General features: G+C 62.2%; 25 protein-coding genes and 2 tRNA genes. 17 read left to right on the forward strand and 10 right to left on the reverse strand.

The window, feature by feature from the left end; genetic code table 11:
- Positions 1-17: 17 nt before the first annotated feature.
- Both HLG82_RS03350 and HLG82_RS03355 read left to right on the forward strand, forming a co-directional pair.
- A tRNA-Glu gene (locus HLG82_RS03350) sits at positions 18-90 on the forward strand.
- A 153-nt stretch (positions 91-243) separates the two neighbouring features.
- Positions 244-316, forward strand: a tRNA-Glu gene (locus HLG82_RS03355).
- A gap of 135 nt (positions 317-451) precedes the next feature.
- On the opposite strand, the gene HLG82_RS03360 is transcribed toward HLG82_RS03355, so the two are convergent.
- Positions 452-1,462 carry an IS30 family transposase gene (locus tag HLG82_RS03360; RefSeq protein ID WP_193326020.1) on the reverse strand — a complete coding sequence of 337 codons (1,011 nt, stop codon included), beginning with the start codon at positions 1,460-1,462 and terminating at the stop codon, positions 452-454.
- A 552-nt stretch (positions 1,463-2,014) separates the two neighbouring features.
- On the reverse strand, positions 2,015-4,045 hold the full coding sequence (locus HLG82_RS03365; RefSeq protein ID WP_193327307.1) for a M3 family metallopeptidase: 2,031 nt from the start codon (positions 4,043-4,045) through the stop codon (positions 2,015-2,017).
- A 103-nt stretch (positions 4,046-4,148) separates the two neighbouring features.
- Between HLG82_RS03365 and HLG82_RS03370 the strand changes: the two genes are divergently transcribed.
- Complete coding sequence (locus HLG82_RS03370) at positions 4,149-5,093, forward strand: GRP family sugar transporter (RefSeq protein ID WP_193327308.1); 945 nt, start codon at positions 4,149-4,151, stop codon at positions 5,091-5,093.
- 81 nt (positions 5,094-5,174) lie between these two features.
- A complete protein-coding gene (locus tag HLG82_RS03375) occupies positions 5,175-5,606 on the forward strand; it encodes a hypothetical protein (protein ID WP_193327309.1) in 432 nt (143 codons plus the stop codon).
- Positions 5,607-5,682: 76 nt separating this feature from the next.
- On the opposite strand, the gene HLG82_RS03380 is transcribed toward HLG82_RS03375, so the two are convergent.
- The 3 genes from HLG82_RS03380 to HLG82_RS03390 are packed head-to-tail and all read right to left on the reverse strand — an operon-like array spanning position 5,683 to position 8,401.
- Complete coding sequence (locus HLG82_RS03380) at positions 5,683-6,501, reverse strand: LD-carboxypeptidase (protein ID WP_193327310.1); 819 nt, start codon at positions 6,499-6,501, stop codon at positions 5,683-5,685.
- A gap of 7 nt (positions 6,502-6,508) precedes the next feature.
- Complete coding sequence (locus HLG82_RS03385) at positions 6,509-7,654, reverse strand: glycosyltransferase family 4 protein (RefSeq protein WP_193327311.1); 1,146 nt, start codon at positions 7,652-7,654, stop codon at positions 6,509-6,511.
- 21 nt (positions 7,655-7,675) lie between these two features.
- On the reverse strand, positions 7,676-8,401 hold the full coding sequence (locus HLG82_RS03390; RefSeq protein ID WP_193327312.1) for an IclR family transcriptional regulator: 726 nt from the start codon (positions 8,399-8,401) through the stop codon (positions 7,676-7,678).
- 70 nt (positions 8,402-8,471) lie between these two features.
- Here HLG82_RS03390 and leuC point away from each other — a divergent pair, with 70 nt between their 5' ends.
- A complete protein-coding gene (gene leuC / locus HLG82_RS03395; protein ID WP_193327313.1) occupies positions 8,472-9,884 on the forward strand; it encodes a 3-isopropylmalate dehydratase large subunit in 1,413 nt (470 codons plus the stop codon).
- A 3-nt stretch (positions 9,885-9,887) separates the two neighbouring features.
- A complete protein-coding gene (leuD, locus tag HLG82_RS03400) occupies positions 9,888-10,544 on the forward strand; it encodes a 3-isopropylmalate dehydratase small subunit (RefSeq protein WP_193327314.1) in 657 nt (218 codons plus the stop codon).
- 223 nt (positions 10,545-10,767) lie between these two features.
- Here the strand turns inward: leuD and HLG82_RS03405 are convergent, their stop codons facing one another.
- The gene (locus tag HLG82_RS03405) at positions 10,768-12,234 is read right to left on the reverse strand and encodes a C69 family dipeptidase (protein ID WP_193327315.1); all 1,467 of its coding nucleotides are present in this window, start codon (positions 12,232-12,234) and stop codon (positions 10,768-10,770) included.
- Between the two features lie 89 nt (positions 12,235-12,323).
- A complete protein-coding gene (locus HLG82_RS03410) occupies positions 12,324-12,923 on the reverse strand; it encodes a DUF421 domain-containing protein (protein ID WP_193327316.1) in 600 nt (199 codons plus the stop codon).
- Between the two features lie 105 nt (positions 12,924-13,028).
- Here HLG82_RS03410 and murA point away from each other — a divergent pair, with 105 nt between their 5' ends.
- A complete protein-coding gene (murA, locus tag HLG82_RS03415) occupies positions 13,029-14,348 on the forward strand; it encodes a UDP-N-acetylglucosamine 1-carboxyvinyltransferase (RefSeq protein ID WP_193327317.1) in 1,320 nt (439 codons plus the stop codon).
- 67 nt (positions 14,349-14,415) lie between these two features.
- Here murA and HLG82_RS03420 read toward each other — a convergent pair whose 3' ends face one another.
- Entirely contained in the window at positions 14,416-15,063 is a 648-nt protein-coding gene (locus HLG82_RS03420; RefSeq protein WP_193327318.1) for an AMIN-like domain-containing (lipo)protein, read from the reverse strand.
- Positions 15,064-15,144: 81 nt separating this feature from the next.
- On the opposite strand from HLG82_RS03420, the gene HLG82_RS03425 reads away from it, so the two are divergent.
- From HLG82_RS03425 to thiL, 3 genes are all read left to right on the forward strand, one after another.
- Positions 15,145-16,254 (forward strand): D-alanine--D-alanine ligase family protein, encoded by a 1,110-nt coding sequence (locus tag HLG82_RS03425; RefSeq protein WP_193327319.1) that lies wholly within the window; start codon positions 15,145-15,147, stop codon positions 16,252-16,254.
- A gap of 170 nt (positions 16,255-16,424) precedes the next feature.
- The gene (locus HLG82_RS03430) at positions 16,425-16,967 is read left to right on the forward strand and encodes an NADPH-dependent FMN reductase (protein ID WP_193327320.1); all 543 of its coding nucleotides are present in this window, start codon (positions 16,425-16,427) and stop codon (positions 16,965-16,967) included.
- 60 nt (positions 16,968-17,027) lie between these two features.
- The gene (gene thiL / locus HLG82_RS03435) at positions 17,028-17,993 is read left to right on the forward strand and encodes a thiamine-phosphate kinase (RefSeq protein ID WP_193327321.1); all 966 of its coding nucleotides are present in this window, start codon (positions 17,028-17,030) and stop codon (positions 17,991-17,993) included.
- Positions 17,994-18,090: 97 nt separating this feature from the next.
- Here thiL and HLG82_RS03440 read toward each other — a convergent pair whose 3' ends face one another.
- Both HLG82_RS03440 and rpmB read right to left on the reverse strand, forming a co-directional pair.
- The gene (locus HLG82_RS03440) at positions 18,091-18,954 is read right to left on the reverse strand and encodes an HAD hydrolase family protein (RefSeq protein WP_193327322.1); all 864 of its coding nucleotides are present in this window, start codon (positions 18,952-18,954) and stop codon (positions 18,091-18,093) included.
- 348 nt (positions 18,955-19,302) lie between these two features.
- Positions 19,303-19,494 carry a 50S ribosomal protein L28 gene (gene rpmB, locus HLG82_RS03445; RefSeq protein ID WP_024964738.1) on the reverse strand — a complete coding sequence of 64 codons (192 nt, stop codon included), beginning with the start codon at positions 19,492-19,494 and terminating at the stop codon, positions 19,303-19,305.
- Positions 19,495-19,685: 191 nt separating this feature from the next.
- Between rpmB and HLG82_RS03450 the strand changes: the two genes are divergently transcribed.
- Genes HLG82_RS03450 through mutM form a run of 7 tightly spaced genes read left to right on the forward strand, consistent with a single transcriptional unit; the run spans position 19,686 to position 25,583 of the window.
- Positions 19,686-21,908: an ATP-dependent DNA helicase RecG gene (locus HLG82_RS03450; protein ID WP_193327323.1), complete on the forward strand. Its 2,223-nt coding sequence runs from the start codon at positions 19,686-19,688 to the stop codon at positions 21,906-21,908.
- Positions 21,908-22,477, forward strand: coding sequence for an RsmD family RNA methyltransferase (locus tag HLG82_RS03455; protein ID WP_193327324.1), 570 nt, complete (start codon positions 21,908-21,910; stop codon positions 22,475-22,477). The genes HLG82_RS03450 and HLG82_RS03455 overlap by 1 nt, the downstream gene beginning before the upstream one ends.
- Complete coding sequence (gene coaD, locus HLG82_RS03460) at positions 22,474-22,947, forward strand: pantetheine-phosphate adenylyltransferase (RefSeq protein ID WP_193327325.1); 474 nt, start codon at positions 22,474-22,476, stop codon at positions 22,945-22,947. Before HLG82_RS03455 ends, coaD begins: the two co-directional genes overlap by 4 nt.
- A complete protein-coding gene (locus HLG82_RS03465) occupies positions 22,944-23,447 on the forward strand; it encodes an SPFH domain-containing protein (RefSeq protein ID WP_193327326.1) in 504 nt (167 codons plus the stop codon). The genes coaD and HLG82_RS03465 overlap by 4 nt, the downstream gene beginning before the upstream one ends.
- Complete coding sequence (locus HLG82_RS03470) at positions 23,448-24,032, forward strand: YceD family protein (RefSeq protein WP_193327327.1); 585 nt, start codon at positions 23,448-23,450, stop codon at positions 24,030-24,032.
- Positions 24,025-24,711, forward strand: coding sequence for a ribonuclease III (gene rnc, locus HLG82_RS03475; protein ID WP_193327328.1), 687 nt, complete (start codon positions 24,025-24,027; stop codon positions 24,709-24,711). The genes HLG82_RS03470 and rnc overlap by 8 nt, the downstream gene beginning before the upstream one ends.
- Positions 24,711-25,583, forward strand: a complete 873-nt coding sequence (gene mutM / locus HLG82_RS03480) for a bifunctional DNA-formamidopyrimidine glycosylase/DNA-(apurinic or apyrimidinic site) lyase (protein ID WP_193327329.1) — start codon at positions 24,711-24,713, stop codon at positions 25,581-25,583. Before rnc ends, mutM begins: the two co-directional genes overlap by 1 nt.
- Positions 25,584-25,608: the final 25 nt, after the last annotated feature.

A 25,608-nucleotide genomic window follows, 5' to 3' on the forward strand; every position in this document is an offset into this window, starting at 1 on the left:
GTTTCCGCATGTAATAGGCCCCGTTCGTCTAGCGGCCTAGGACGTCGCCCTCTCACGGCGGTAACACCGGTTCAAATCCGGTACGGGGTACGAAATGGCTCTGAGCGTAGTCTCGGAGCCATTTTTGCGTGCAGTCAACGATCTTGCTGGTGGCGGCTTCGGAGTGTGATTGAGGTCGCGCTTCCTGGATTTTTCGGATCGACAATCCTTGTGTAGAGTAAAACCCGACGACGAATCGTCAAGGCCCCGTTCGTCTAGCGGCCTAGGACGTCGCCCTCTCACGGCGGTAACACCGGTTCAAATCCGGTACGGGGTACAGATCGGCTCCGAGCTTCGGCTCGGAGCTTTTCTTTTTCTGAGTTGCCGATGCGCCCGCGCTGCTCGTGCCGGGGCTTGGTCTCGCCCGCGCTGTACCAAAAAGATTGCCGCTGTATTAATCTGCGCGGGAGATTCAGGGGGTCGATGCATCATTTTTTAACAACTCGGCCAGTGTCTCACGTGGGGTCATTCCGTTCAAGACAACTCGGGCTCGGTCGTTGAGTTCGTCTTGGACGAAAGCGACTTCCTCGTCGGTGATGTCAGCGAAGTTAGTTCCCTTGGGGAAGTATTCACGAATATCACGATTCAGGCGTTCATTCGACGGACGCTGCCACGGGCTATGCGGGTCAGCGAAGTAGACCTTGATATTGGTATCGACCTTGAACTGGGCTACCTGCGCCATCTCACTACCTTGATCCCAGGTGATCGAGGAGAAGGCCTTACTGGGCAAGGTCTGAACCATCTGGGTCAGTTTCTCAATCACGGTCGGTGAATCATGGCTCACCCCAAGACGAGCGATCAGCAAAAACCGTGAAGAGCGCTCGACTAGGGTGATCAGCGCTGTGTGCTTGCCCTTACCACCACCGATAATTAAATCTCCTTCCCAGTGACCTGGCGTCAGGCGCCCATCGACCTCGTGGGGGCGCAAATCGATTGAAGCGCCCTCGACCCACGTCTTACGCCCGCGCCCGGGAGTGCCAGCAAGAGCAGAACGAGCAATACGCCGTTGACGACCCGAACGCAGTCCTTTCTCCCGTTTAAGCTCTTGCCGTAATGCCCCACCCCCGTGAACATACAAAGCCTGATAAATCGTTTCATGAGACACACGCATCTGCCGATCATCTCCATAATCATGACGCAAACGAACACTGATTTGCTGGGGAGAATAACGCTTATTTAACAGCTCAACCACCTTCTGACGCAGCGCCACATGGGTAGTAAGCTTGCCCGGCTTAGGACGAGAACGACGCTGATGAGCGCACTGATGAGCCCAGCGAGCATCATAAGAACCATCAGGAAAAGCACCACGATTAATCTCACGCGTCACCGATGACGGACTACGCCCCAAACTTAAAGCGATCTGCCGAGCCGACTTACCATCAGCTAACCCCAACCCGATCGCCACGCGCTCTTCAAGCGTCATACGCCGGCCTCGACCAACCCTGCCATTACCAACCCGGTCAACACTGGCCACGACCGTGGCCCCACCAACACGGCCCCGTTGCAAAACTTCAACCATAGGCCCCAACATAGCCTGTTTCCCACGAACCCAGTTCGGACTATGACCAACCCGTTTCGCGATCTCGGCAACCGGCAAGCCCTCAGCCGTCAACTGCCACACCCGTACCCTAGCAGCCGCACGAGCCTGCGCCGGCCCACCCTGCCCACGGACCAACACTAAACCCGCCCCACGAGCCCAGACCTGAACCGAGTGACAATTAACCTTCAACTCACGAGCAACACTTGCACACGAACGCCCAGAAGCAACCAAGGCCACCGCATGATCACGAAACGACTGCGAATAAGGCCGAATCGGCGATCTACCAACCATTCAACACACTCCAAAAAGTAGTGCATTGACCCCTGGAACCTACCCGCCAGATTAATACAGCACGGACCAGCTTAATAGGGCCGGAGCGGGCCCAAGGCCGGAGCGGACCCAACAGCCGGGCCAGCCCCAGCAGCCCCAGCGCCCCTAGGCCAGCCCGCGGCGCTCGAGCAGAGCCTCGGCGCGTGGGCCGCGGCCGCGAACGGCCTTGAATGATTCCATCGGGTCGCGCGAGTTGCCGCGTGAGAGGAGCTCGTCGGCGAGTTTGCGACCGGCAGCACGGTTCAGCCCGCCGTCGCCGTCGAGGGAAGCCTCGCCACGGAACCAGTTCTCGAGGTCGCCGACGAGGACTTCGGCCCACATGTACGAGTAGTAGCCGGCGTCGTAGCCGCCGCCGAAGGTGTGGGCGAAGTACGCCGAACGGTAACGCGGCGGAACGAGCTCGTGGTAGATGTCGAAGTCCTTGAGAGCCTTTTCCTCGAAATCTTCGAAGTCGGCCACTTCGGTGGGAACTTCGGACGATCCGAGTCGGTGCCATGCTTGGTCGACGAGGGCGGCGGCAAGGAACTCGGTGGTGGCGAAGGCCTGGCCGAAGGTCGCGGCGGCCGTGAGCTTGTCTGCCATGTCGACCGGGAGCGCCTCGCCCGTCTGGTAGTGCCGTGCGTAGGACGCCATCACCTGCGGGTTGTATGCCCACATTTCGTTGAGCTGGGAGGGAAGTTCGACGAAGTCACGGGGGACCGCGGTGCCGCCTAGGCTGCGGTACTTCGTCTGGGACAGCATTCCGTGGAGCGCGTGGCCGAACTCGTGGAAGACGGTGATGACGTGATCCCAGGTCAGTAGACAGGGCTCGCCGTCGGCGGGCGGCGCGAAGTTGCAGTTGTTAAGAATGACGGGCTTGAGGCCGTCGTGGGCTGAGCCGTCCACCGCGGAGTTCATCCACGCGCCGCCCGACTTACCCTTGCGTCGGAAAAAATCAGCCTGGAAGAGCGCGATTCCGTTGCCGTTTTCATCGAAGACTTCCCAGGTCTTGCAGCTATCGACCCAGCCGGCGATGTCGGCCCGCGGCTTGAAGGTCAGACCGTAGAGCTTTTCGGCTGCGAAGAAGATGCCTTTTTCCACGACGTTCGTCAGCTCGAGGTACGGCTTGAGCGCCGAGTCATCGAGGCCGAGTTCGGCGCGTAGCTTCTCTTGGTAGTAGGTGTAGTCGGAGGCGCTGAGCACGACGCCGTCGGTGGCGGCAAGCGCCTCGAGCTTGGCACGGTCTCTCTCAACTGCCACCAGGGCCTTCGGTGCGACGGAGCCGAGAAGGTCCACGATGGCCTGCGAATCCTTGGCCATCCCCGCATCGGCGACTGCTTGTGCGTGGTGAGGGTATCCGAGCATCTCGGCGCGCTGAGCGCGTAGGCCCGCAATCTTAAGCACGAGTTCACGGGTATCGGAGGATTCGTGCGCGCCCAGACCGCGGCTGACTGATGCGGCAAGGACGGCTGCACGCGCCTGCGGCTTGGTGAGCTCGACCTGCAGGGTCTGGTTGGTGAAGTTGTCGAGCGGGAAGCTGTAGCTTCCGTCCTCCTGGCGTGCCGCCTCAATGCGCTTTTCGTCGAGGCCAGCCAGGTCGGCGTCGTCGGTGAACACCGCAGCGTTGTCGTCCATGGCCTTGATGACGCGCTGGGAGAATTCCACCTCGAGAGAGGACAATTCCGAGTCGATTTCGCGCAGGCGGGCCTTGTCGGCGTCGTTCAGTTCGATGCCGGAGCGCTTGAACTGGTCGAGCTGCTCGGTGACGTAACGGGTGGTTTCCGGGTCGAGCCCGGCGAGGTCAATCGCGGCGAATCGATCGTAGATGCGCTTGTCCAAGCGGAAGGAGTTGGCATGCTCGGAAAGCAATGGGAGGATTTCGCTCTGGACTGCGTCAAGCTCGTCGCCACCGATCGAGCTCATGAGCGTGAACGCGGCGTTGAGTGCGAGGGAGAGCGGGAGGCCGGCGTCCTCCAGCGCGTCGACGGTGTTGGCGGCCGTGGCCGGCTCGGTGCTGGTAGCAATCCGCTCCCATTCTTGGCGCTCGGCCTCCATGAGCTCCGTGACGGCCGGCACGATATGTTCGGGTTTGATGGCCGCCCAGTCGGGAACCATGTAGGGCAGGGTGGATGTGGTCAGAAGTGGATTATTCGTCATGAGAACCATCCTACTTTTCGTGATCCCGTTTCCCCAGTTGAGACGTTGACCGCCTTTTCAAGCCGCCGTTTTCCCAGTAGCCCGGAAGCCGTAGTCTTAGGAGGTGGATATCCTTCTTGCACTGACTCCCGTCCTCTTCATGGGCCCGCTCGGCATCGCTCTCGCGTTGGTCGGCGGAACGATTCGCCAGCAGACAGCGGGAGAGCTCGCGGGCGCGCTCATCGTTGCAACGATTGCGTTGCCGTTCCTCAACCCGCAATGGACCGCGGTGTCCTTCTGGGTGCCTTTTGCGGGCGGCGTGACCTGCGCGATCGGCATCGCCATGCAGCTGTATTCGTTCCGGCTCGTGGGCGTCTCGCGCACGATGCCGATTTCCACGGGGCTGCAGATCATCATCACGGGCCTGGGAGGCGTCATCCTCTTTAACGAATGGGCCACGCCGATCGGCACGATTCTGGGATTGGGAGCGATGGCCATGATCATTGTGGGCATTGCGCTGACCAGCTACTCGGAGCACGACCACGTGGACCATGCGACGATCGACCCGGCAGCCACGATCGATGAAGACGATCCGAGCGGCGGCGTTTCTGCGAAGGTCGTCGATAAGGCAACCATGCGCAAGGGCCTCATCGTCAATGTGGTGGCAGCCTTCTTACTCTGTGGGTACATGGTGTGGATGCGCTGGGAGGCTATCGACTACCACGAGTTCATATTCCCGTTGGCGTTGGGCATGGCGGTGGGCGCGTTCGGCGTCGCGCTCGCGTGGCGCGATGGCCATCCGTTGTTCGACCGCACGTTCCTCAAACTCCTGCTCATCCCGGGCTTGATGTTCGGGGTTGGGGTGATGCTCATGCAGGTTGCCAACCAAGTGGTGGGCGTAGCAACCGGTTTCACGCTCTCACAGGTGGGCGTAGTGGTCTCGGTCTTTGGCGGAATCGTTTGGCTGCACGAGTCAAAGACTCGCAAGGAGCTCGCGGCTTCGTGGCTCGGTGTGCTCCTCGTGTTGGTCGGCGCAGCGCTCATCGGATACACGAAGAGCCTCGTATAGACGTCAATCTCCGGCCTCGGCCCCGGCCCGTCATCCCAAACTCCCAACAGTGGCGATGCAGTGGCGTGACATAATTCTGGTATGGGTATCATTTCCGGCATCATCGAGTTCATCATCGATGCGACCTTCATCTCGGACCTCCTCGATTTCCTCCTGCGGCCGTTTCGCTCCGCCAAACCTGTCAAGAATCGCCCGCGATCACGCGCAACTTATGGGAACGATAGCGGAGCGCTTATCCTTGGGCAGGTCGTCACCGCGAGGCTGAAGGGGCACGGCACGTCGAAGGCTGTGGTCGTCGATCCCAACGCCGTCTACCTCGTCCGCCTCACCGACAGGCCCGGGCCCGGCGTTTTCGAGCTTTCCTCCCTGGAGCGCACGAAGGTGGGCCGGCAGTACGCCGTCGTGGGGGAGGTATTTGCCGCCAAGGAGAGTTGGTGCCGGGCTATCCGCGGTCAGAAGCGCCTCGGCAAGGCCGATTTTGAGCACCTGCAGGAGATGCTGCCGCGAGAGTAAAACGACGCCGTCAGCAGCCGCTTACGCACACAGCTTCCACAGCGGCAGAGCGGTTTAGATCACCAGAACGGCGAGGTTAGCCGATCGTGACGGGCGCCGCGTCGCGAGAGTGCCCGATCTGCGGCGCTTCCCACAGCTCGAGGCCGGTGATTTCGCGGACGAGACCGAGGGCACACGCGCGCTCGCCGGCCCTGTCGATGTCCGTCAGTTGGCCGAGGATCACGCCGGCGGCCCCGGTGAAGAGACCGATCTGTTTGAGGTATTCGGTGTAGGTGGCCACGGCCTTCATGCTCATCGTCATGCCCTCCAGCACAACAAGGTACGGCTCCTCAGGCGTGGGCCAATAGGAAGTTCCGCCGAGCTTGGAAAAGCAACGCAGATTACCGCCGATGATCGGTAGCGTAGGCAGCTCGCGCTCGCCGAGGACGTCAGGCACGATTCGTTCACCGGCCAGGATACGCTCGATATCGCGCGGCCCACGTTCGAGTGCGGTCCACGGATTCCACAGCGTCGTCGCATGCCCGCTCACGGCGACGATGGCGTTGACGATCGTCGAGAGGTCTGAATAGCCGACAAACGGTTTGGGATGTTCGCTCAGTAACTTCCAGTCGATGAGCGGAAGCACCTCGTTGGCAAGATCTCCGCCGGTGATGTCGAAGATGGCCTCGACGTCGTCGTCGAAGAAAAGCTCGTTGAGGAGCCCGGCGCGTGCACGCGGGTCTATCCGCCACACCGTCCCGTTGGAGGTGAATTGTTCGTGTCCCGCGAAGTGCTCGCGAAAACGGAGGTCCACCTCGTGGCCGGCCCCTTCGAGGAGCTTGACGAGGCTGGCGAACTTCTCGTTTCTCCAGCCGGTGGGTGGGTTGGAGCATCCGCTCAGTGCGATGACTGCCATCTGCGCCTCAGGAGAGGGCCTCGATGAGCGGTGTGGCGACGTCGGACCAGCGCCACTTCTGGTCCACCCACGTCCGGCCGGCCTCGCCCATGGCCTGCGCCCGCTTCGGATCCTGAAGGAGGTAGTCGAGCGCTGCGGTGATCGCCTCCACCGATCGGCCATTGACTACGAGGCCCGTTTCCCCATTGATCACGGCCTCCGGGGCGCCGCCAGAATCTCCGGCGACGACTGGCAATCCAGCCGCGTAGGCCTCCAAGTAGACGATGCCGAGGCCCTCGATGTCGAGCCCGCCGCCGCGGGTGCGGCACGGCATTGCGAAGATGTCCCCGAGCGAATAATGGGCCACGAGCTCGGTGTACTGCACCTCGCCGGTAAAGACGATCGAGGCCGACACAGGGGAGGCCGCGGCCATGGCACGCAGCTTGTCGCCATATGGCCCCTTGCCGACGATGACGAGTTTGGCCTGCGGGTGGCGTGCGACGACGCCCGGCCAAGCGTCGATCAGGCGATCTTGACCCTTGCGCTCAACAAGCCGAGAGATGCACACGACGACGGGCGCCTCATCCAGCCCGTACTGCGCGCGCAGGCGTTCACGCGCGGCGGCATTGAACGCGAACAGCTCGGGGTCGATGGCGCCGTGGAGTTGCATGATGGCGGTGTCACCGATGAAGGGCGCGAGGCGCTTGAGCGTCGCCTCGGTGAGGTAGGTCACCAGATCGGCGTCGCGAAAAACCTTGCGCAACATTTGGCGCGAGCCGGGTAGCATCGACCAACCGATCTCGTGGCCGTGCGTGGTGGAGATGACGCGATCGGCGCCGGCGGCGCGTGCGGCGTTTGCGAGCAAGCCCAGGGGAGCGGCCGCGCCAAACCAGACGTTCTTGACGTTGTGGTCCGCGACCAGGCGCTGCATCTCGCGTTTGACGGCTGGTGTAGGAAGCATCATCGTCCCCGGATAGCGCACGACGCCGTATGGCTGGGCCGCATCGTATCGCGCTGCCAACTCTGCCCCGCTGAGACCGTCCGCGGCGGGCGGCGTCGAGGCGTAGACGAGCAGCTGCTCAGGATCGAGTTGGCCGACGAAGCCTTCGAGGAAGGTCTGGATGCCTCCCGCCCGTGGAGGGAAGTCGTTGGTGACGAGGAGAGTCTTACGCATGGGCCTAGTCTAGCTGGCCGTTTACATCTCCGAGCGCTTGAGCACCTCAGTTAGGCGGTTTGCGGCGGTGACGACGGCGGCCGCGTGGTGGCGGCCAGGCTGGCGCCCCATGCGTTCGACGGGGCCCGAAATAGAAACGGCTGCAATGACGCGGCCCGAGGGTCCGCGGACGGGGGCGGAAATCGAGGCGACGCCCGGCTCGCGTTCACCGATAGACTGAGCCCAGCCGCGGCGTCGTACCGCTGACAGGATGGTGGCGGTGAACTCGGCGCCGTGCAGACCGCGGTGGAGCTTGTCGGGCTCTTCCCAAGCGAGGAGGACTTGTGCGCCCGAACCGGCGAGCATCGACAGGGTGGCGCCGACCGGGATCGAATCGCGCAGTCCCATGGATCGATCGGCGGCGGCCGCGCACACGCGCATGTCGTTTTGGCGGCGGTAAAGTTGGGCGGACTCGCCCGTGTGGTCGCGCAGGGCGGTGAGCACCGGGTTCGCTGCGGCCAGGAGGCGATCTTCGCCTGCGGCCGACGATAATTCAGATAGACGCGGGCCGAGCGTGAAACGGCCCTGCATGTCGCGCGCCACGAGGCGATGATACTCGAGCGCGACCGCGAGGCGATGTGCCGTCGGGCGGGCCAAATGGGTGGCCGTGACGAGTTGCGCCAGGGTAAGGGGGCCTGATTCAAGTGCACTCAAGACGAGCGTGGCTTTATCGAGGACGCCGACGCCGCTACCTGTTTCCTTCTCCATGAGCCGATCTTGCCATCTCACCAAATGAGATGCAAGCGGTGAAGTGTGAGACGTACTTAAAGTTGAGGGCATGAGCGGAACATTGGCAGAAAAAGTATGGCGTGACCACATCGTCAAGCGCGGCTACAATGGCGCTCCTGACCTGTTGTATATCGATCTTCAGCTGTGCCACGAGGTCACGAGCCCGCAGGCCTTCGAGGGCCTACGCGTGGCGGGGCGCCAGGTGCGGCGCCCGGACCTGACGATCGCCACCGAGGATCACAACACCCCGACCCTCGACATCGACCTGCCCATCGCCGATCCGACCTCGCGCACGCAGATCGACACGCTGCGAAAGAACGCCGAGGACTTCGGCATCCGCCTCCACTCGTTGGGCGACGCCGATCAGGGCATCGTCCATGTTGTGGGACCCCAGCTGGGCATCACCCAGCCGGGCATGACGATCGTCTGTGGCGACTCACACACTTCCACGCACGGCGCCTTCGGTGCCCTCGCTTTCGGAATCGGGACCTCACAGGTTGAGCATGTGCTCGCCACCCAGACCCTCCCCGTGGCGCCGTTTAAGACGATGGCCATTAACGTTCGTGGCAAGCTCAAGCCTGGCACCACCGCCAAGGACATCATCTTGGCGATCATCGCCAAGATTGGCACCAATGGGGGAGCCGGCTACGTGCTCGAATATCGTGGCCAGGCCATTTCCGAGCTGTCGATGGAAGCGCGCATGACGATGTGCAACATGTCCATCGAGGCGGGCGCACGTGCTGGCATGATCGCCCCCGACGAGACGACGTTTGCCTACCTCAAGGGCCGTCCGCACGCCCCCGAGGGCGAGGACTGGGATGCCGCCGTCGAGTATTGGCGCACGCTCGTCTCCGATGAAGACGCCGTGTTCGACGCCGAAGTCGACCTCGACGCCGACGGCCTCGAACCATACGTGACGTGGGGAACCAACCCGGGCCAGGGCGTTCCGATTTCTGCGACGGTACCCGACCCGGCCGACATGGTCGACGAAACCGAGCGTGCGGCCGCCGAGCGCGCCCTCGAGTACATGGGCCTGTCCGCAGGAACGCCCATCAGAGATATCAACGTGGACACCGTCTTCATCGGCTCGTGCACCAACGGCCGCATCGAGGACCTTCGCGCCGTCGCCGGCGTCGTGAAGGGCAAAAAGAAGCACGACGCCGTCCGGGTGCTCGTCGTACCCGGTTCGGCCCGCGTCCGCCTCCAGGCCGAGCAGGAGGGCCTCGATAAGGTCTTCCGCGACTTCGGGGCGCAATGGCGAAACGCCGGCTGTTCCATGTGCTTGGGCATGAATCCGGATCAGCTTGAGCCGGGCGAGCGTTCGGCGTCGACCTCAAATCGAAACTTCGAGGGCCGCCAAGGAAAGGGCGGGCGCACGCACTTGGTCTCTCCGCTTGTGGCGGCTGCGACGGCAATCGCGGGCCACCTGGCAACGCCGGCTGACCTCACGGAAGGGGAGTAGGCAATGGATAAGTTCATCACTCATACGGGCGTCGGAGTACCGTTGCGCCGATCGAATGTGGATACCGATCAGATCATTCCGGCCGTATTCCTCAAGCGCGTGGCGCGCACCGGCTTTGATGACGCGCTGTTTTATGCGTGGCGTAAGAATCCCGATTTCGTGCTGAATCAGGAGGCTTACAAGCGCGGATCGGTCCTCGTCGCCGGCCCAGATTTTGGCGCCGGTTCCTCGCGCGAGCACGCGGTCTGGGCTCTGAAGGACTATGGTTTCAAGGCCGTCCTTGCGCCCCGATTCGCTGATATCTTCCGGGGCAATGCAGGCAAGCAGGGTCTCGTGGCCGGCGTCGTCGCTCAGGAGGACATTGAACAGCTGTGGAAGATCCTCGAGACCGACCCGGGTACCGAGGTGATGGTGGATCTGGACAACCTCCTCGTGAGCGCCGGCGGATTCACGTGTCCTTTCCAGATCGACGACTACACGCGCTGGATGCTCATGGAGGGCCTTGACGATATCGGCCTGACCCTGCGCGACGAAGAACTCATCACCGAATTCGAAAAGAATCGCCCCAGCTGGAAGCCTCGCACGCTCCCCGCCAAGACTGAGCCGAAGTTTGAGGTGGTAGCCGCGCGCCCTGTCGGTGACGACGAGCCGTTGATGTAAATCGGGCTTTTCTCAGATGGGCACCTGTTCACATGCCGTAGCAAAGATAGGAATGTTATTCGTCTGAAGTGTGAGCTATTGGGCCCGACCCGGCAGTGGATACGGGGCGGGCCCAAGCTAGACATCGATGATGTTTGCGATACGCCTACCTAAATCTTGCTACGAGGCCAGTCGACTATCGTGTAGGCCTTCGCTTAGGCAGGTGGCGCCGGTACCCTAAGACTTAGGCATCATCACTCGAGAACGCGTTGCGCATCTTCATTGAAGCGTCGAAGAGGACCTTGTCAAGCAGATCGTCTGTCTCGCGCTGAAGCATATCGGCGATCGCCTGGTTGGTCTTTTCCATCAGCTCGCGGGCTCCCAGACTCACTTCACACGTACCGTCCATTCCCAGGTCGGACAACTGAGTATCGGTTTCCTTAATAAGGACGCGCGCTTGCGTACCAACAGCGAGCTGGTAACGGGCCACGTGTGCACTGCACTCATGGAAATGCGCATCGACGAGCGCCGCGATAATGCGGTTGTGCCAGTAATGGGCCTCCGTCGTTACGCGCCCCGAGGTGTCGGCAAGGTAGGACGGCGTCGTGCTCACACGCGGATAGAAAGGAACCATCGCGTTGAACGGCATCGACCCGAACGCCACCCAATGGAGCGGCTCCAGGCCGGGGCGCACGTTAAGCCCGCCCACCGACGTCGTGCGATTGATACCAACCGGACGGAACTTTCCACGGTGAAGGCCATGGCGTGCATAGGGATCGAATTCCGTGCCCTGATAGTGGTAGGCCATCGCATACTTGACCTCTTCCATCGGAATCTTGTGCTCGGGCACGCGGCACCACGGAATGTCATCCGACATGGGCGTGTAGTCGGCGTTCGGGCCATCCCACACGGATGAGCGCGGATTGAAATGGCGCTGCAACCCCCACGCGCGCGGAGTGTTATAGGTGTGGTCAGAATCCGAGTGCGACCCGAAGGCTAGGCGCGGATTGAAATCCGAACCCAAGGTGAGATCCAGATGGTTATCCGCGACAAACTCACGCATGTCGGCCGAGCACATAAAATCGCGCTGTTCGCCGAAGGCATCGGCAAAATCGAGAGCGTCGAGCCCGAGCTGGTTCGGGATAACGGCGTAGCAATCGTCCGGCACGCGGCGCGCCATCCAATGATGCCCGCCGACGGTCTCCAACCACCAGACCTCATCGGCGTCGGCAAATGCGATGCCGTTCATTTCGTAGGTGCCATATTCCTCGAGCAGGGAACCGAGGCGGCGCACGCCCTCGCGCGCAGAGTGGATATACGGCAAGACGAGGAGAACGAGGTCCTCCTCACCGATGCCACCCGGAGTGTCACCCTCGGCGACGACGAGCGGATCGGCGGCCAACACCCGCTCATTAGAGGTCAAGGTCTCGGTCGCCGACATCGCGATGCCCGCGGCATTGATTCCAGCGTTCGGCCATACCCCCTTGTGCTGGACAGCATCCGGCATACATGTGTAAGACATCGGATCGTCCGGAAGCGTGACGGAGACCCGGGACTGTGTCGAGGTGTAGGTACGCGGCTGATCCTCCGGCGTGACGACGACGAACTGCTTGGCCTCAAAATTGCCCGAACCGGAATCGTCCGTGCGGGCGATCATCGTAGAACCGTCGTTGGAGGCCTTCTTACCGACAAGAATGGTGGTGCAACCCATGAATCCTACTTTCCTTTCACCGTCGAGTACACCGTGATTCTATCCCCGCGGGCGTGAGCCGTGGGGTGCCCGGCGAAAGCAGGTGGAATCTAGGCGAGATCCCCAAAGCGCTTGTCCCCGAGGAAAGCGGGCGGGATGAGGTCCTGGCCGCGAGTGTGGGCAAGAATGCGAGGATCAATCGGGACGCCTCGACGCAACACGGAAAAACTCCCGTTGGGCTCGAGGACGACCGCCGCGACTTCGTCGTCGTTACGCACGCCAGCCTGACGCAGTGCCATCCACAGTTCATCTTGCGAGACGTGGGCCTCGCGCAGGGCCTCAGTGAAAATCGTGGTCCCGGCCATGACCAAGATCGGGGGATTGTTGATGATTGAGTTGCCGCGCGGGTGCAACCGAAGGAAGCCCAACACGGCACGTACGCTAAAGAGGGTCAGGAGGGCGACGACGCCGCCGGCCAGAGTGGGCGTGTGGCCCAAGGTTGCACGCCCGGCGATGGCGCCGATGATAATGATCGCCGCCATGTCATAGGTAGAAAGGCGCGCACTGACTCGCTGCCCGAGCACGCGCAGGAGCACGAGCAAGAACGTATACATAGCGATCGTGCCCACGACGATTGCAAGCGCTTGAAAGCCGGTGATTCCAAGCAGTTCACCAAAGGTCAGTGCGTTGATTTCCTTCACAATCACCATCTTTGCATCTTCGAAGGCGCTGTTAACGACGACGCGGCGCCGCCTAGCTCACAAGAAATGTGGCCGCAAGTGGCTAAGATGGCAGAACCGACAGGAAGGACAGTCATGGGTGGAGTGTTGACGGTGCGCGGTGGGCGCCCTCTCAACGGCGAAATTCGCGTGCGTGGAGCTAAAAACCTCGTGTCGAAAGCGATGGTCGCGGCATTATTGACGGAGGAAACCTCCGTTCTTCGTAACGTGCCACTGATCCGTGACGTCGACGTCGTCTCAGAACTCCTGCGCCTGCACGGCGCAGAGGTTGACTACAACCAAGACGAGGGCATCCTGACGATCACCCCGGGTGCCGTGCATCTTCCCGATCCGGCAAAGGTGGATGCGCTCGCGGGCTCGTCCCGTATCCCGATTCTCTTCTGTGGCCCGTTACTCCACCGCCTCGGCGAGGCCTTCATCCCCGACCTCGGCGGCTGCCACATTGGTGATCGGCCCGTGGATTTCCACCTTCAGGTGTTGGAAGACTTCGGGGCAGTGCGCGACGCCCAGGAACTGGGGCTTCACCTGACCGCACCCACCGGACTCAAAGCAAAGAAGGTTCACCTGCCTTACCCGTCGGTGGGAGCCACCGAGCAGACCCTCCTCGCTGCTGTGCGCGCCAAGGGAATCACCGAACTTCGCGGGGCCGCCGTCGAGCCAGAGATCATGGACCTCATCGCCATCCTCCAAAAGATGGGTGCTCTCATCACGGTGGACACTGATCGGACCATCCACATCGAAGGCGTGGAGCGCCTCCACGGATATGTTCACACCGCCCTGCCGGACCGTATTGAGGCCGGTTCATGGGCCTGCGCTGCACTCGCGACCGGTGGAGACATCACGGTGCTAGGCGCCGAACAAGAATCGATGATGAACTTCCTCAACGTCTTGCGCAAGGTGGGCGGCAAGTTCGATGTGCGCGACGACGGCATCCGCTTCTGGCACCCGGGTGAACCGCTGACGGGCATGCCGATCGAGACCGACGTCCATCCCGGTTTCATGACCGACTGGCAACAGCCCATGGTCGTGGCGTTGACGCAGGCTGATGGCGTCTCGATCGTGCACGAAACCGTGTACGAAAACCGCTTCGGCTTCACGAAGGCGCTCAACCAGATGGGTGCCAAGATCCAGGTGTATCGGGAGTGTCTCGGCTCCAAGAGGTGCCGCTTCGGTCAGGAGAACTACTACCACTCGGCCGTCATCCAGGGCCCGACCAAGCTCCGCGCCGCCGACATCGAGGTTCCGGATCTGCGAGGCGGATTTTCGCATCTAATCGCCGCGCTCGCGGCCGAGGGTGAATCACACGTGGCCGGCATCGACATCATTAACCGTGGCTATGAACACTTCATGCGCAAGCTTGCCGCGGTTGGGGCCGACGTCCAGCGCATGGACTAACCTCGAGGCGCCGTCTCAGCCTGTCGCGCGAGCGGCCCGGACGGCGTCGTACAGTGCGGCCGTGGAGCTAATCGGCCTGCTTGAAGGAGACTTTGAGGACGGCCTCGCTGCCCTCGGCAGTGGGGCGGGTGCTCGTCTCAATGCGATAGGGGACGCGGGCGAGCCCGCCAATCGCGAGGGAATGTTGCCCCTCGAAGGGAGCCGACACCTTGATGCGGGTGACGCCAGGCGTCTTGGTGTCGGAGAGGGTGAACGCGCTTACATCGACTTCTTGCCCCTCCGGGTAGCGAATGCCGTTGACCCAGATTTGCAAAACGTTGTCGGAATGGACGTCGATGGGGAAGCCCGAACCGTCTTCGTAGGCCCTGTCCGCCCAGCCATCCGTGTACCAGTTCATTTCCCCGGCCCCGTCCCAGCTGTAGATGACGGCGATGCTGTCCTTTTCGTATTCCACGGCATAGGGAAGGGCTTGCGCGCTCATGGCCGGCCAGCCCGCAGATTGCGAGGGCTGATCGGCGGCGGTATAGGCCCGATCCTCGGCCGGGAGGGTTTGCGCGGTGGGCATCGGCGTGTCGGTGGTGGCCGGAGCCGTCGGTGCGGCTGTGATCGTGGTCATGGGCGTGGCCACCGGCGTCGACTCCGTCTGGGCGGTGGGTAAGTTTGTGCAGGCGGCGAGCGGGAGAAGCGCGGCCATCGCAATAAAGTGGCGTTTCATGGTCCCTCCCTGGCTGAAGTGTTGCTTACCAGACTAACGCGCATCACACGCATGCGGGAGCAGCTCAGGTAATCTGAATGGGTGAAAAAGATTCGCATTGCCTTGATTTATGGCGGAGTATCCGGCGAGCATCCCATTTCGTGCGCGACAGCTGGAGCGATCATGCGGGCGCTGGATCCGCAGCGTTACGACGTGATCAGTATTGGTATTCGCCGTGACGGGACGTGGGTTCCGGGCGAAAGCGATCCGTCCAAGCTTGATCTCTCCCAGGGCTTGACGGAGGTCGCCCCGTCCGATCGTCGGATCGTGATCCCGCCGGGCGCCGGCGACCAGCCCCTCCTTGAGTTCTCGGACGACGGCGAGCAGGCGCGTTCTCTGGGCCCCGTCGACGTGGCGTTCCCGGTCTTGCACGGGCCGTTCGGCGAGGACGGGACGGTCCAGGGTCTGCTGGAGATGGCGGGAATCCCCTACGTGGGTTGCGGCGTGTTCTCTTCTGCCGCTGGCATGGATAAGGACTTCATGAAGAAAGTCCTCATCATGGCGGGCATCCCTGTCGGGCCCTACGTGGCGGTGACTGCTCGGCGCTGGCGCACCCATCGAGACGAGGTGTTGGCCGACGTGAGCACCTTGAGTTTCCCGCTGTACATTAAGCCGGCTCGCGCCGGTTCGTCGCTCGGCATTTCGAAGGTGACGAGCCTGGATGACGTGCCCAGCGCTGTCGAGGCCGCTCACGCCTACGACCCGAAGGTTGTCATCGAGCAGGGGATCGCGGGGCGCGAGGTGGAATGCGCGGTGTTAGGCGGGCACGGCGATCAGCCCAGCCGAGCCTCGGTTCTCGGTGAGGTGCTGCTTGAAGCGCCCGAGGGCGGCTTCTACGATTTTGATTCGAAGTACATCAGCACCGATGGGCTGACAATGTCGATTCCCGCTCAGCTGGACGAGGCGACGACCCAGCGCGTGCGAGAACTTGCCGTGCAGACCTTCGACGCTTTCGAATGCGAGGGATTGACGCGCGTAGATTTCTTCGTGCCGGAAGAGGGTGAGCCGATCGTCAACGAGATCAACACGATGCCAGGGTTTACGCCCTTTTCCATGTACCCCGCGTTGTGGGGCGAGGCGGGCGTGTCCTACGGAGAGCTCGTGGATGAGCTCGTCAATCTTGCGCTGGAGCGCCCGCGGGGCCTGCGATAACGCGGATCTGAGCTAGCAACGTGAACGACGCCGTCAGCTTGGGTGATACCCGGGCGACGGCGTCGTTGTGATTCACCACACTCGTAAGATAGTTGAATATTGAACTAAACTTCCGTATGCTGATAAGAGAACGCGAACAAACGCGCACTACTCGCTCGAAAGGCACCAAGATGAAGATCGTTTACCTTGTCGGCTCCATCTCGAAGGACTCCATAAACCGCAAGCTGGCTGAGGCCCTCGTGGAACTTGCGCCCGAAGGCGTTGAGATGGTCGAGGCAGAGATCAAGAACCTGCCCATGTACAACCGTGACCTCGACGGCAGCTACCCCGAGGTCGCCACCGAGTTCAAGAAGCTCGTCGCATCTGCCGACGGCGTCCTGCTGATTACCCCCGAGCACAACCGAACCTTCTCCGCTCCCTTGCACAACGCCATCGAGTGGACCTCGCGCCCGTACGGACAGTGGGACCTGGCCGGCAAGCCCGTTGCCACCATCGGCACCTCCGCCTCCGGCATCGGCACGGCTGCCGCCCAGCAGCACCTGCGGAGCACTCTTCTGTTTGTTTCCCCCAAGATTATGGGCCAGCCTGAGGCCTACATTGACGCGCGTCTGACCGGCATCATGGAGGATGGCGCTGTGACCAACGAGGCCTCGCGCCAGGTCCTGGCCGACTTCATCGGAGCCTTCGCGCAGTTCGTTGAGGCGAATAAGTAAACGTCCGGCGCTTGTGAAGCGCGGGTCCTCGATGGATTCTGATCTGGCATGATAGTGAGCATGCGAATTTCGGAAACCACCGAGGACCTTTTACTTTCCCGCTTCTTGCCGCTCCTTCCCACGGGGGAGGCCGCGATCGTCCCGACGGGCGACGACGCCGCCGTCCTTTCCCTGGCTGGCGACGCAGTTGTCTCCACCGACATGCTCATCGAGGGGCGGCACTTTCGCCGTGACTGGTCCACGGGCGCCGACGTCGGCTTCCGGGCGGCCATGCAGAACCTTGCCGACGCCGTCGCCATGGGTGCCAATCCACGATCGCTCGTCGTCTCGCTTGGCCTTCCAAGCGACCTTGACGTGGAATGGGTTAGCGAGTTCGCCACCGGGCTCGCCCAGGCGTGTGAGCCCGGTGGCGTGGGGGTCGACGGGGGAGACCTCGTCTCCTCGAACGAGATAGCCATCAGCGTCACTGTCATTGGCGATATGGAGGGGCGCTCGCCTCTTCGCCGCGCAACAGCCGACATCGGCGACCGCATCATCCACGCCGGCAACCTCGGTCACGGCGCCGCCGGACTGGCGCTCCTCGAGGCCGGGGCGGTGATCGACGACGCTGTCGCCGGACTCGTCGACGACTTCAAGCGCCCCAAACCACCACTTCGGGAGGCCCTCGCTGCCGCCCGCGCGGGCGGCATACGAGCGATGATGGACGTCTCCGACGGTCTCGTCCGCGACGCGCGGCGAATGGCTAAGGCATCAGGCGTGTGGCTCGACTTCAATGCCAAGATGCTCGAATCGAAAATGGGTGCGCTCGGGCGGGCTGCTGGCCGTCTGCGTGCCGACCGGCGCGAATGGCTCCTCACCGGCGGGGAGGACCACGGCTTCCTCGCGACGATTCGGCCTGACGCCGTCATCCCCGCAGGTTTTATGGAGATCGGCGAGGTCATGGGCCCGTCCCTCGGCGGCCGAGTGACGATCGAACAACGCGAGATTGCGGGCTTAGGCGGTTGGGACCACTTCGGCGCCCGGTAGGTGCGCCGTGGGCCGGTGTACGGCTGGGGCGCGCGGGGCGCTGATGGCCGGGTTGGCCAGCGGTTGTGTTGGTGACCCGGCTGGTCTGCGCGTGGCACTAATCGTTCTCGATTTTAGTCTCTGTGGGGACGCGGGCCAATTCGGCGTCGATAAGCCGAGCGACGGCGTCGTTCACCTGTGGTAGAGCGAAACGGCAGGTGTCGCGGACTGCAGGTGAGGCAACCGGGGCCGCGACGGGCATGCCGACCCTCTTGAGCCACGCCACATCGTTATCCGAATCGCCGACGCCGAGGCCGTCCTCCGCGCGCAATCCGCGCACGGCGAGAGCACGCTCGATGCCCTCCCATTTGGTGACGCCCGGCGCGGAAATGTCGAGGAAGTTGGCGTGGGAGCGGACGGTTTCGGGGAACGCTGCCATGACCTCGTCGATAACGGCGTCAATCTCCTCGCCTGTTGCCGCGGCAAGCGAGACTTTGGTGGCGTGAGAGACGTCGAAGCCGCCAAGATCCAACATGGGCCTGCCCTCGCCAGCATTCTCGTTAATTCGGAGCATGCCCGTATCAGCCATGGCCACGCGGTCTGTATAGACCTCTTCCTCGTCGAAATAGAAAGGCACAAGCCCGAAACGCTCGGCAAACTCCGAGATCGCCTCGACCTGCCCTGGCTCCATGTAGCGCGCAGCCACGATATCCTTGCCGTTCCAAATCACTCCGCCACCAGCGGCGATGACCCACGCGTGGATACCCGCCCGACGCACCAAGTTCGCGCCGCCGTGAAGCAGGCGGCCGGTGGCGAGCGTGATGGGGAGCCCCGCCGCGTCCAGCCGTCGAAGGGCGTCAATGGTGACGTCGGAGGTCACGGAATGCTCATCCGTCAGGGTGCCATCAATGTCAAAGACAGCGTGCTTAATCAGCCCGCGGGGCCATGGGAGCTGGGCAAAGTCAATGAGTGGAATAGTCATCGTCCCCTAGCTTACTTCTAATGCCTCAGCGAGTCAGCCCGATGGGGTGGCTGGCTGGCCGTGGCTGGCGGCCGGTCTCGTGGGGGCTGGTGGGCGGTCTCGTCGGGGCCCTATTAAGCTGATCGCCGCTGTATTAAAATGCCGCACATTAACACAGCGGCGATCATTTTACTACAGCAAGGAGGTGGCGGGGCCCGAGCCGAGGAGCATCGGCGTGCAGGTTAGTACAGCGCGGAGGTGGCGGGGCCGGGCCGAGCGCAAGCCGGGCCGCCCCGGACGCGCGGCCCCCACCGTGACATAAAAAGTGGCGAGAATCCGAAGATTCTCGCCAATTCTTTAAGCAAGCGCTTAGATGTTGCGCGTCACCTTGCCGGCTTTGAGGCAGCTGGTGCACACATTGAGGCGCTTCGGCGTGCCTGCAACCAGAGCGCGAACACGCTGGATGTTCGGGTTCCAACGACGGTTCGTGCGCACGTGCGAGTGCGACACAGACTTACCGAAACCAGGGCCCTTGCCGCAGACTTCACATACAGAGGCCACGGTTATCTCCTTCGTTAGGCTTCAGAGCGCGGGTGCGCTCCCTAAAATTGCAACTTATGAATCATAACTGACGGTCCAAGGCAAATCCAAGGCGAGCGCTCAGTGGTATTGCGCACGTCGCATTTGCTGGCGTCAGCATGATCCATCCTAGTGTCGGATGGGCGCGGTAACCTAAGCGAGAAGGAGGGAGTATGTCGAATCACTCTGGGGCGGCCACCAGGTCAGAGACGTGGACCGCTTTGACGCGTCCGTTAGAACGGCTGTTGGGCGCACGCACTGCGGGTGCCCTCGCCAAGATGGGCCTGAACACTGTGGCCGATCTTCTGGCGCATGTGCCTTTCCGGCTCGCTCGCCGGGGCGAATTGTTGCCGATCGAGGCGGTCCGGGATGGCGATTCGGTGACGGTGGTGGCTCGCGTTGTAGACACGAACCTGCGTCCAATGCACGCCCGGCGTGGCTTCATCCTCAGCGTGAGGATTTCGGATGGGGAACACAACCTTGATCTGACGTTTTTCGCTAAATCGGCGCGTCCTTTGAATTTCCATGCTGCCCAGTTGACTCCTGGCACCCGGGCCACGTTCTCCGGCACGATTTCCTCTTACCGCGGCCAGCTGCAGCTGGCGCACCCGGAATACGAGGTGGTTCAGGACGCGGCGGAAGTCGATCCTGCGAAGATCGCTCAGCCCATTCCGATTTACCATGCGGCCCAGAAGATGCCGAGCTGGAAGATTCAGAAAGCTGTGGAGGTAGTGCTTGCCGCGCTTGGGCCCGTGGACGTGCCGGACCCGCTTCCGCAGGACTATCGCGTGGCGCATTCGTTGCCCAGTCGGTTCGAGGCTCTGCGGATGGCTCATCAGCCGGAGTCGGATCGGGAGTGGGAGGCGGCGTTGCGTCGCTTCAAGCATGAGGAGGCGTTTGTCCTGCAGGCGCTTCTCGCGAGGCGTGCTGCTGCGGCTTTGGCCACTGCGGCGCCTGCGATGCCCAGGCGGGACGACGCCGTCTTGGCGGCTTTCGATCAAAGGCTTCCGTTTACGTTGACGGAGGCTCAGAAGCGCGTTGGGCAGGAACTTGCTGCTGACCTGGAGGGGACGGTGCCGATGCGTCGTCTGCTGCAGGGGGATGTCGGCTCGGGAAAGACCGTCGTCGCTTTGCGTGCGATGTTGCAGGCGGTGGATGCGGGCCGGCAGGCTGTGCTTGTTGCACCCACGGAGGTTCTGGCGGCGCAGCACTATGCGTCGTTCCAGGCGATGCTGGGCGAGTTGGGGATGGCGGGCCAACTTGGTGCTGCCGAGACGTCGACGTCGATTGAGCTGTTGACGGGCTCGCTATCGGCTGCAAAGAGGCGTCAGGTGCTGGCGAATATCGCCTCCGGTGGCGCGGGCATCGTGGTGGGCACGCACGCGCTTTTTGAAAGCGTGGTGCAGATTCCGTTTTTGGGGCTGGTTGTGATTGACGAGCAGCATCGCTTCGGCGTCGATCAGCGTGACCGCTTGGCAACTGGCGCTCATCTCCTTGTCATGACGGCTACGCCGATTCCGCGAACGATTGCTATGACGTCGTTCGGTGAGCTTCAGGTGTCAACGCTTCGCGAGCTGCCTCAGGGACGTCGGGAGATATCGACCAGTCTTGTTTCGGCGTCGCGAACTCCATGGGTAGAGCGTATGTGGCAGCGCGCTCGTGAGGAGGTCGTTGGTGGGGGCCGCGTGTACGTCGTCTGCCCGCGTATCTCGGCGCAGGTCGAGGAGGACGGTCCCGCATTGGTCGAGGAAACGCTCGAACAGGCGCAGCTCGATGTCGTCGGTGAGTTAGCCTCGGTGGAGGCTGTTTACCAAGAGCTTCGCATAAAGCCCGCCTTGGAGGGGATCGAGGTTGGGTTCGTCCACGGTCAGCTTGATGCGGAGGCGAAGGCGCGGGCGATGGCTCGTTTTGCCTCGGGCGATGCGCCGATCCTCGTATCGACGACCGTCATCGAAGTGGGCGTGGATGTCCCGCAGGCGACGATGATGATCATTATGGACGCGGAGCGTTTCGGCCTGTCCCAGTTGCACCAGTTGCGTGGTCGAGTGGGGCGTGGCCGGAAGGAGTCTATCTGTTTGGCGGTCCATCACGCTGCGGATGGTACGTTCGCCTATGAACGGCTCAAGGCTTTCGCCTCTACCACGGACGGCTTTGCGCTGGCGGACAAGGATCTCGAACTCCGTTCGGAGGGTAATGTGCTTGGCGCGGCTCAGAGCGGGAGGGAATCGTCGTTGCGATTCTTGCGGGTCACGAAGGATGAGGAGATCATCGACGACGCGCGGGCGGCGGCTCGCGCACTACTTGTTGCGGATCCGACGCTGGAGGGGTATCCCGATCTCCACGACGCGATCGCGGCGGCTGACACGGAATCGACGGAGTATCTGGAGAGGGCATAATGACGCGAATTGTTGCGGGAATCGCGGGCGGTCGTAGGCTTGAGGTTCCCAAGTATGGGACGAGGCCCACCTCGGAGAGGGTGCGAGAGGCCATGTTCTCTCGGCTCGAACACTATGGTTACGTCGCAAACTGCGCCATTTTGGACCTGTATGCCGGGTCAGCCGCGCTGGGACTTGAGGCGAAATCGAGGGGGGCTCGCCTGGTCGTGTCGGTGGAGGCCAATCGCGCCGCGGCCCAGGTGGCTTCCGCCAACGCCGCTTCGACGGGGTTGGATATTGTGGTGGTTAATCAGCGTGCGGAATCGTATGTGGCGTTGCCTCCATCGGAGCTATTTGACCTTGCCCTCTTGGACCCTCCCTATGACGTGACGGAGGAAGAGCTGGCAGCAGTCCTCGAGATGCTTGTGGCACACTTGGCGAGTGACGCGATGGTGGTGGTCGAACGTCGTAAACAGTCTCCGGAGCCGAGGTGGCCTGGCGCGCTTGTGGCGCATGACGTCCGTAAATGGGGAGATACTCGTGTGTGGAGCGCCGTCGTCGATCGTGAGGGAACTAGAATAGAATCATGACTCTTGCCGTATGCCCAGGATCCTTCGATCCGATGACGCTCGGGCATGTCGACGTCGTCCGGCGCGCACGCGCAATGTTTGACGAGGTCGTCGTTGCCATCGCGAAAAATTCCGCCAAGACCCACCTGTTCACTGACGCTGAGCGGGTGGAGCTGGCCCGGGATGCGCTTGCGGATATTAACGGCGTGCGGGTGGAATTATCGTCCGGGCTGATCGCGGACTTTGCCCGTGATCGCGGCGCTGTAGCGATCGTCAAGGGATTGCGGGGAGCCGCAGATTACGACGCCGAACAGGCGATGGCGCTCTTGAATCGTCACCTGTCGGGTATTGAAACAGTCTTCATCATGGGCGATCCTGCCCTGAATCACGTTGCGTCGTCCTTTGTCAAGGAAATCGCCTCCTATGGCGGTAGAATTGACGATCTGGTGACGCCGAATGTGGCGCGTGCGCTGAAAGAGAAGGTCAAATGAACGAACAGGGCGAATCGCTCCTTGAAATCCTCGACGAGCTCATGGAGATCGTCGCGCATGCAAAGTCGTTGCCGATGTCCGCGTCGGTGATGGTGAACCGCTCCGAGCTCCTCGACCTCATCGAGACTGCTCGTGACATCGTGCCCGATCAGATCGTGGCGGCGGATTCAGTACTTCAGGAGGCCTCGGCGGTGTCGGAGAATGCCCGTCAAGAGGCCGAGACGATCAGGGCTCGCGCCGAGAAGGATGCGGATACGATCTTGGCGGAGGCTCGTGAGCAGGCGTCGCGCCTGGTCGCGCAGGACCAGGTCACGATCGCGGCCAAGTCCCAGGCCACGCGTATTCTTGACGAGGCTCAGGCGAAGGCCGATTCTTTGAAGAGGGGAGCTGACGACTACGCGGCGACTACCCTTGACCAGCTATCTGAGGAGCTTGGCGGCCTGCTGGAGCAGATCGCTGCTGGCCGCGCCCACTTGGCTCATCGTTTGGAGGATGCCTAAATGTCGAATCCTTACATCGTTTCTATTGTTGATCTGCCTCGCACCGAGGGTGCGGAACGTGAGTTCAGGATGGAGCTGCCGGCGCCCGCGGAATGCGGTGTGGCGCTCATGGGCGTTCCACAGGGCGAGCCGATCGAGGTAGATCTTCGCCTCCAGTCGGTTTCCGAAGGGGTGCTCGTCCTCGGTGATGCTCGCGCCACGGCGGTTGGCCAGTGTGCTCGGTGCCTGCGCGATCTCACTGTCACGATGGACGAAGCGGTGACGGAGCTCGTCTTCTATCCGGAAAGCCGCCAGGCCCTCCTGGATGAGGGGGACGAGGAAGCTGAGGACATGCCACTCGTGGTGGACGATCGCATCGATCTCGAACCGGTTATCCGCGACGCGCTCATTTTGTCGATGCCGCTCAGCCCGCTGTGCCGTCCGGACTGCCCGGGACTGTGTTCGGAATGTGGAGAGCCATGGGATGAACTTTCGGCCGATCACAAGCATGAGTTCTTAGATCCGCGTTTCTCCGCCCTTGATACGCTCGCAGCCCAGCTCGCGGGTGAGGAGGCAACGGACGCCGGAGAGGGTGGCCGTGCATAAGCGCGTGACGTCGGCGGAGGTTGCCGCCTGGGGTGCAGTTATCGCGGAGGAATATCTCCAACCGGCCCTGACGCATCGCTCGTGGGCGTATGAGAATGAGGGCGAGCACGCCGAGCGCTTGGAGTTCTTAGGCGACTCGATCCTCGGGTTTGTGGTTGCTTCCTACATCTTCAACGAATACCCGAATCTTGATGAAGGCGACATGTCCAAGATCAAGGCGGCCGCGGTATCTGAGCGTTCGTTGGCGCAGATCGCGCGGGGGCTACACCTTGGTGACTACATCAAGCTTGGGCGCGGCGAAGAAATGTCGGGGGGCCGTGACAAGGATTCGATCCTCGCTGACACGGTCGAGGCGCTGATCGGCGCCACCTACCTGACCTACGGCGTGGAGAAGACGACCGAAGTGGTGCTCCGCCATCTGATCGCCCAGGTTGATGCGGCACGGGACATGGGCCCGGCGCTTGATTGGCGTACGGCTTTCGAGGAAAAATCGCGCGCCCGGGGAATCGCGGGTAACTTGACCTACGAAATCGAGGGCACGGGACCCGACCATGCGAGGGTGTATACGGCTCACGTGTTTGTTGACGGCACGAAGATGGGCAGCGGGAGTGCAACCTCGCAGAAGCAAGCCAAATTAGAGGCCTGTCAGGCCGCCTACTACGCCCTCGATGAGGCCTAGTGCCTGAGCTTCCCGAGGTGGAGACGATTCGGCTCGGTTTGGAGCCGCTCGTCGTGGGTCGTAGCGTCGTCGGCGTCGAGGTACTCAACCCGCGAGCCGTGCGTCGTTCGGCGGACGGGCTAGAACCGATCATCGGGTTGAGGATCGGCGCGGTTGCACGGCGCGGCAAGTATCTGTGGTTCGACGCCGGGGAACGCGCCCTTGTGGCGCACTTGGGAATGTCGGGCCAGTTCCGGGTGGGAGGCGCTGACAATCCCCACCGGCGGGCATCCCTTTTTCTCGATGATGGCCTGCGCCTCGATTTTGTTGATCAGCGTACGTTTGGGCACCTCATGCCCGATGCGCTTGTTCCGACCGCCGATGGTGCCCCTGGCGGTTGGGGAAGCTGTGCGGGTCTTGTTCCACGATCGGTGGCTCACATTGGCCGAGACCCGCTGGATCCTGCCTTCGATCTCGACGCCGTCGTGCGGCTTGTTCGAAAAAAGCGGAGTGAAATTAAGCGAGTGCTCCTTGATCAGTCGGTTGCTTCCGGCGTCGGGAACATTTATGCTGACGAATCTTTGTTCTTGGCGGGAGTCCATCCCCGGCGGCAGGCTAGTGGCATGTCGGTGGCGAAAATTCGGAGCCTCTATGTGGCGACACAGGATGTCATGAGGCGAGCCGTCGACGTGGGAGGCACCTCGTTCGACGCGCTCTACGTCAACGTCAACGGCGCTTCGGGGTATTTTGACCGATCGTTGAAAGTCTACGGCCGCGCCGGGCTCGCCTGCCGAGAGTGCGGGAAAACGATCAGGCGCGAGCCGTTTATGGGGCGCTCCTCCCACTTTTGCCCGGCGTGTCAGCGGGGGCACCGTCTCGTGTCGCAGCGGTAGGGGCTTGGCTGTGAAAAATGGTGGA

Source organism: Trueperella pecoris (assembly GCF_014926385.1).
Lineage (GTDB): Bacteria > Actinomycetota > Actinomycetes > Actinomycetales > Actinomycetaceae > Trueperella > Trueperella pecoris.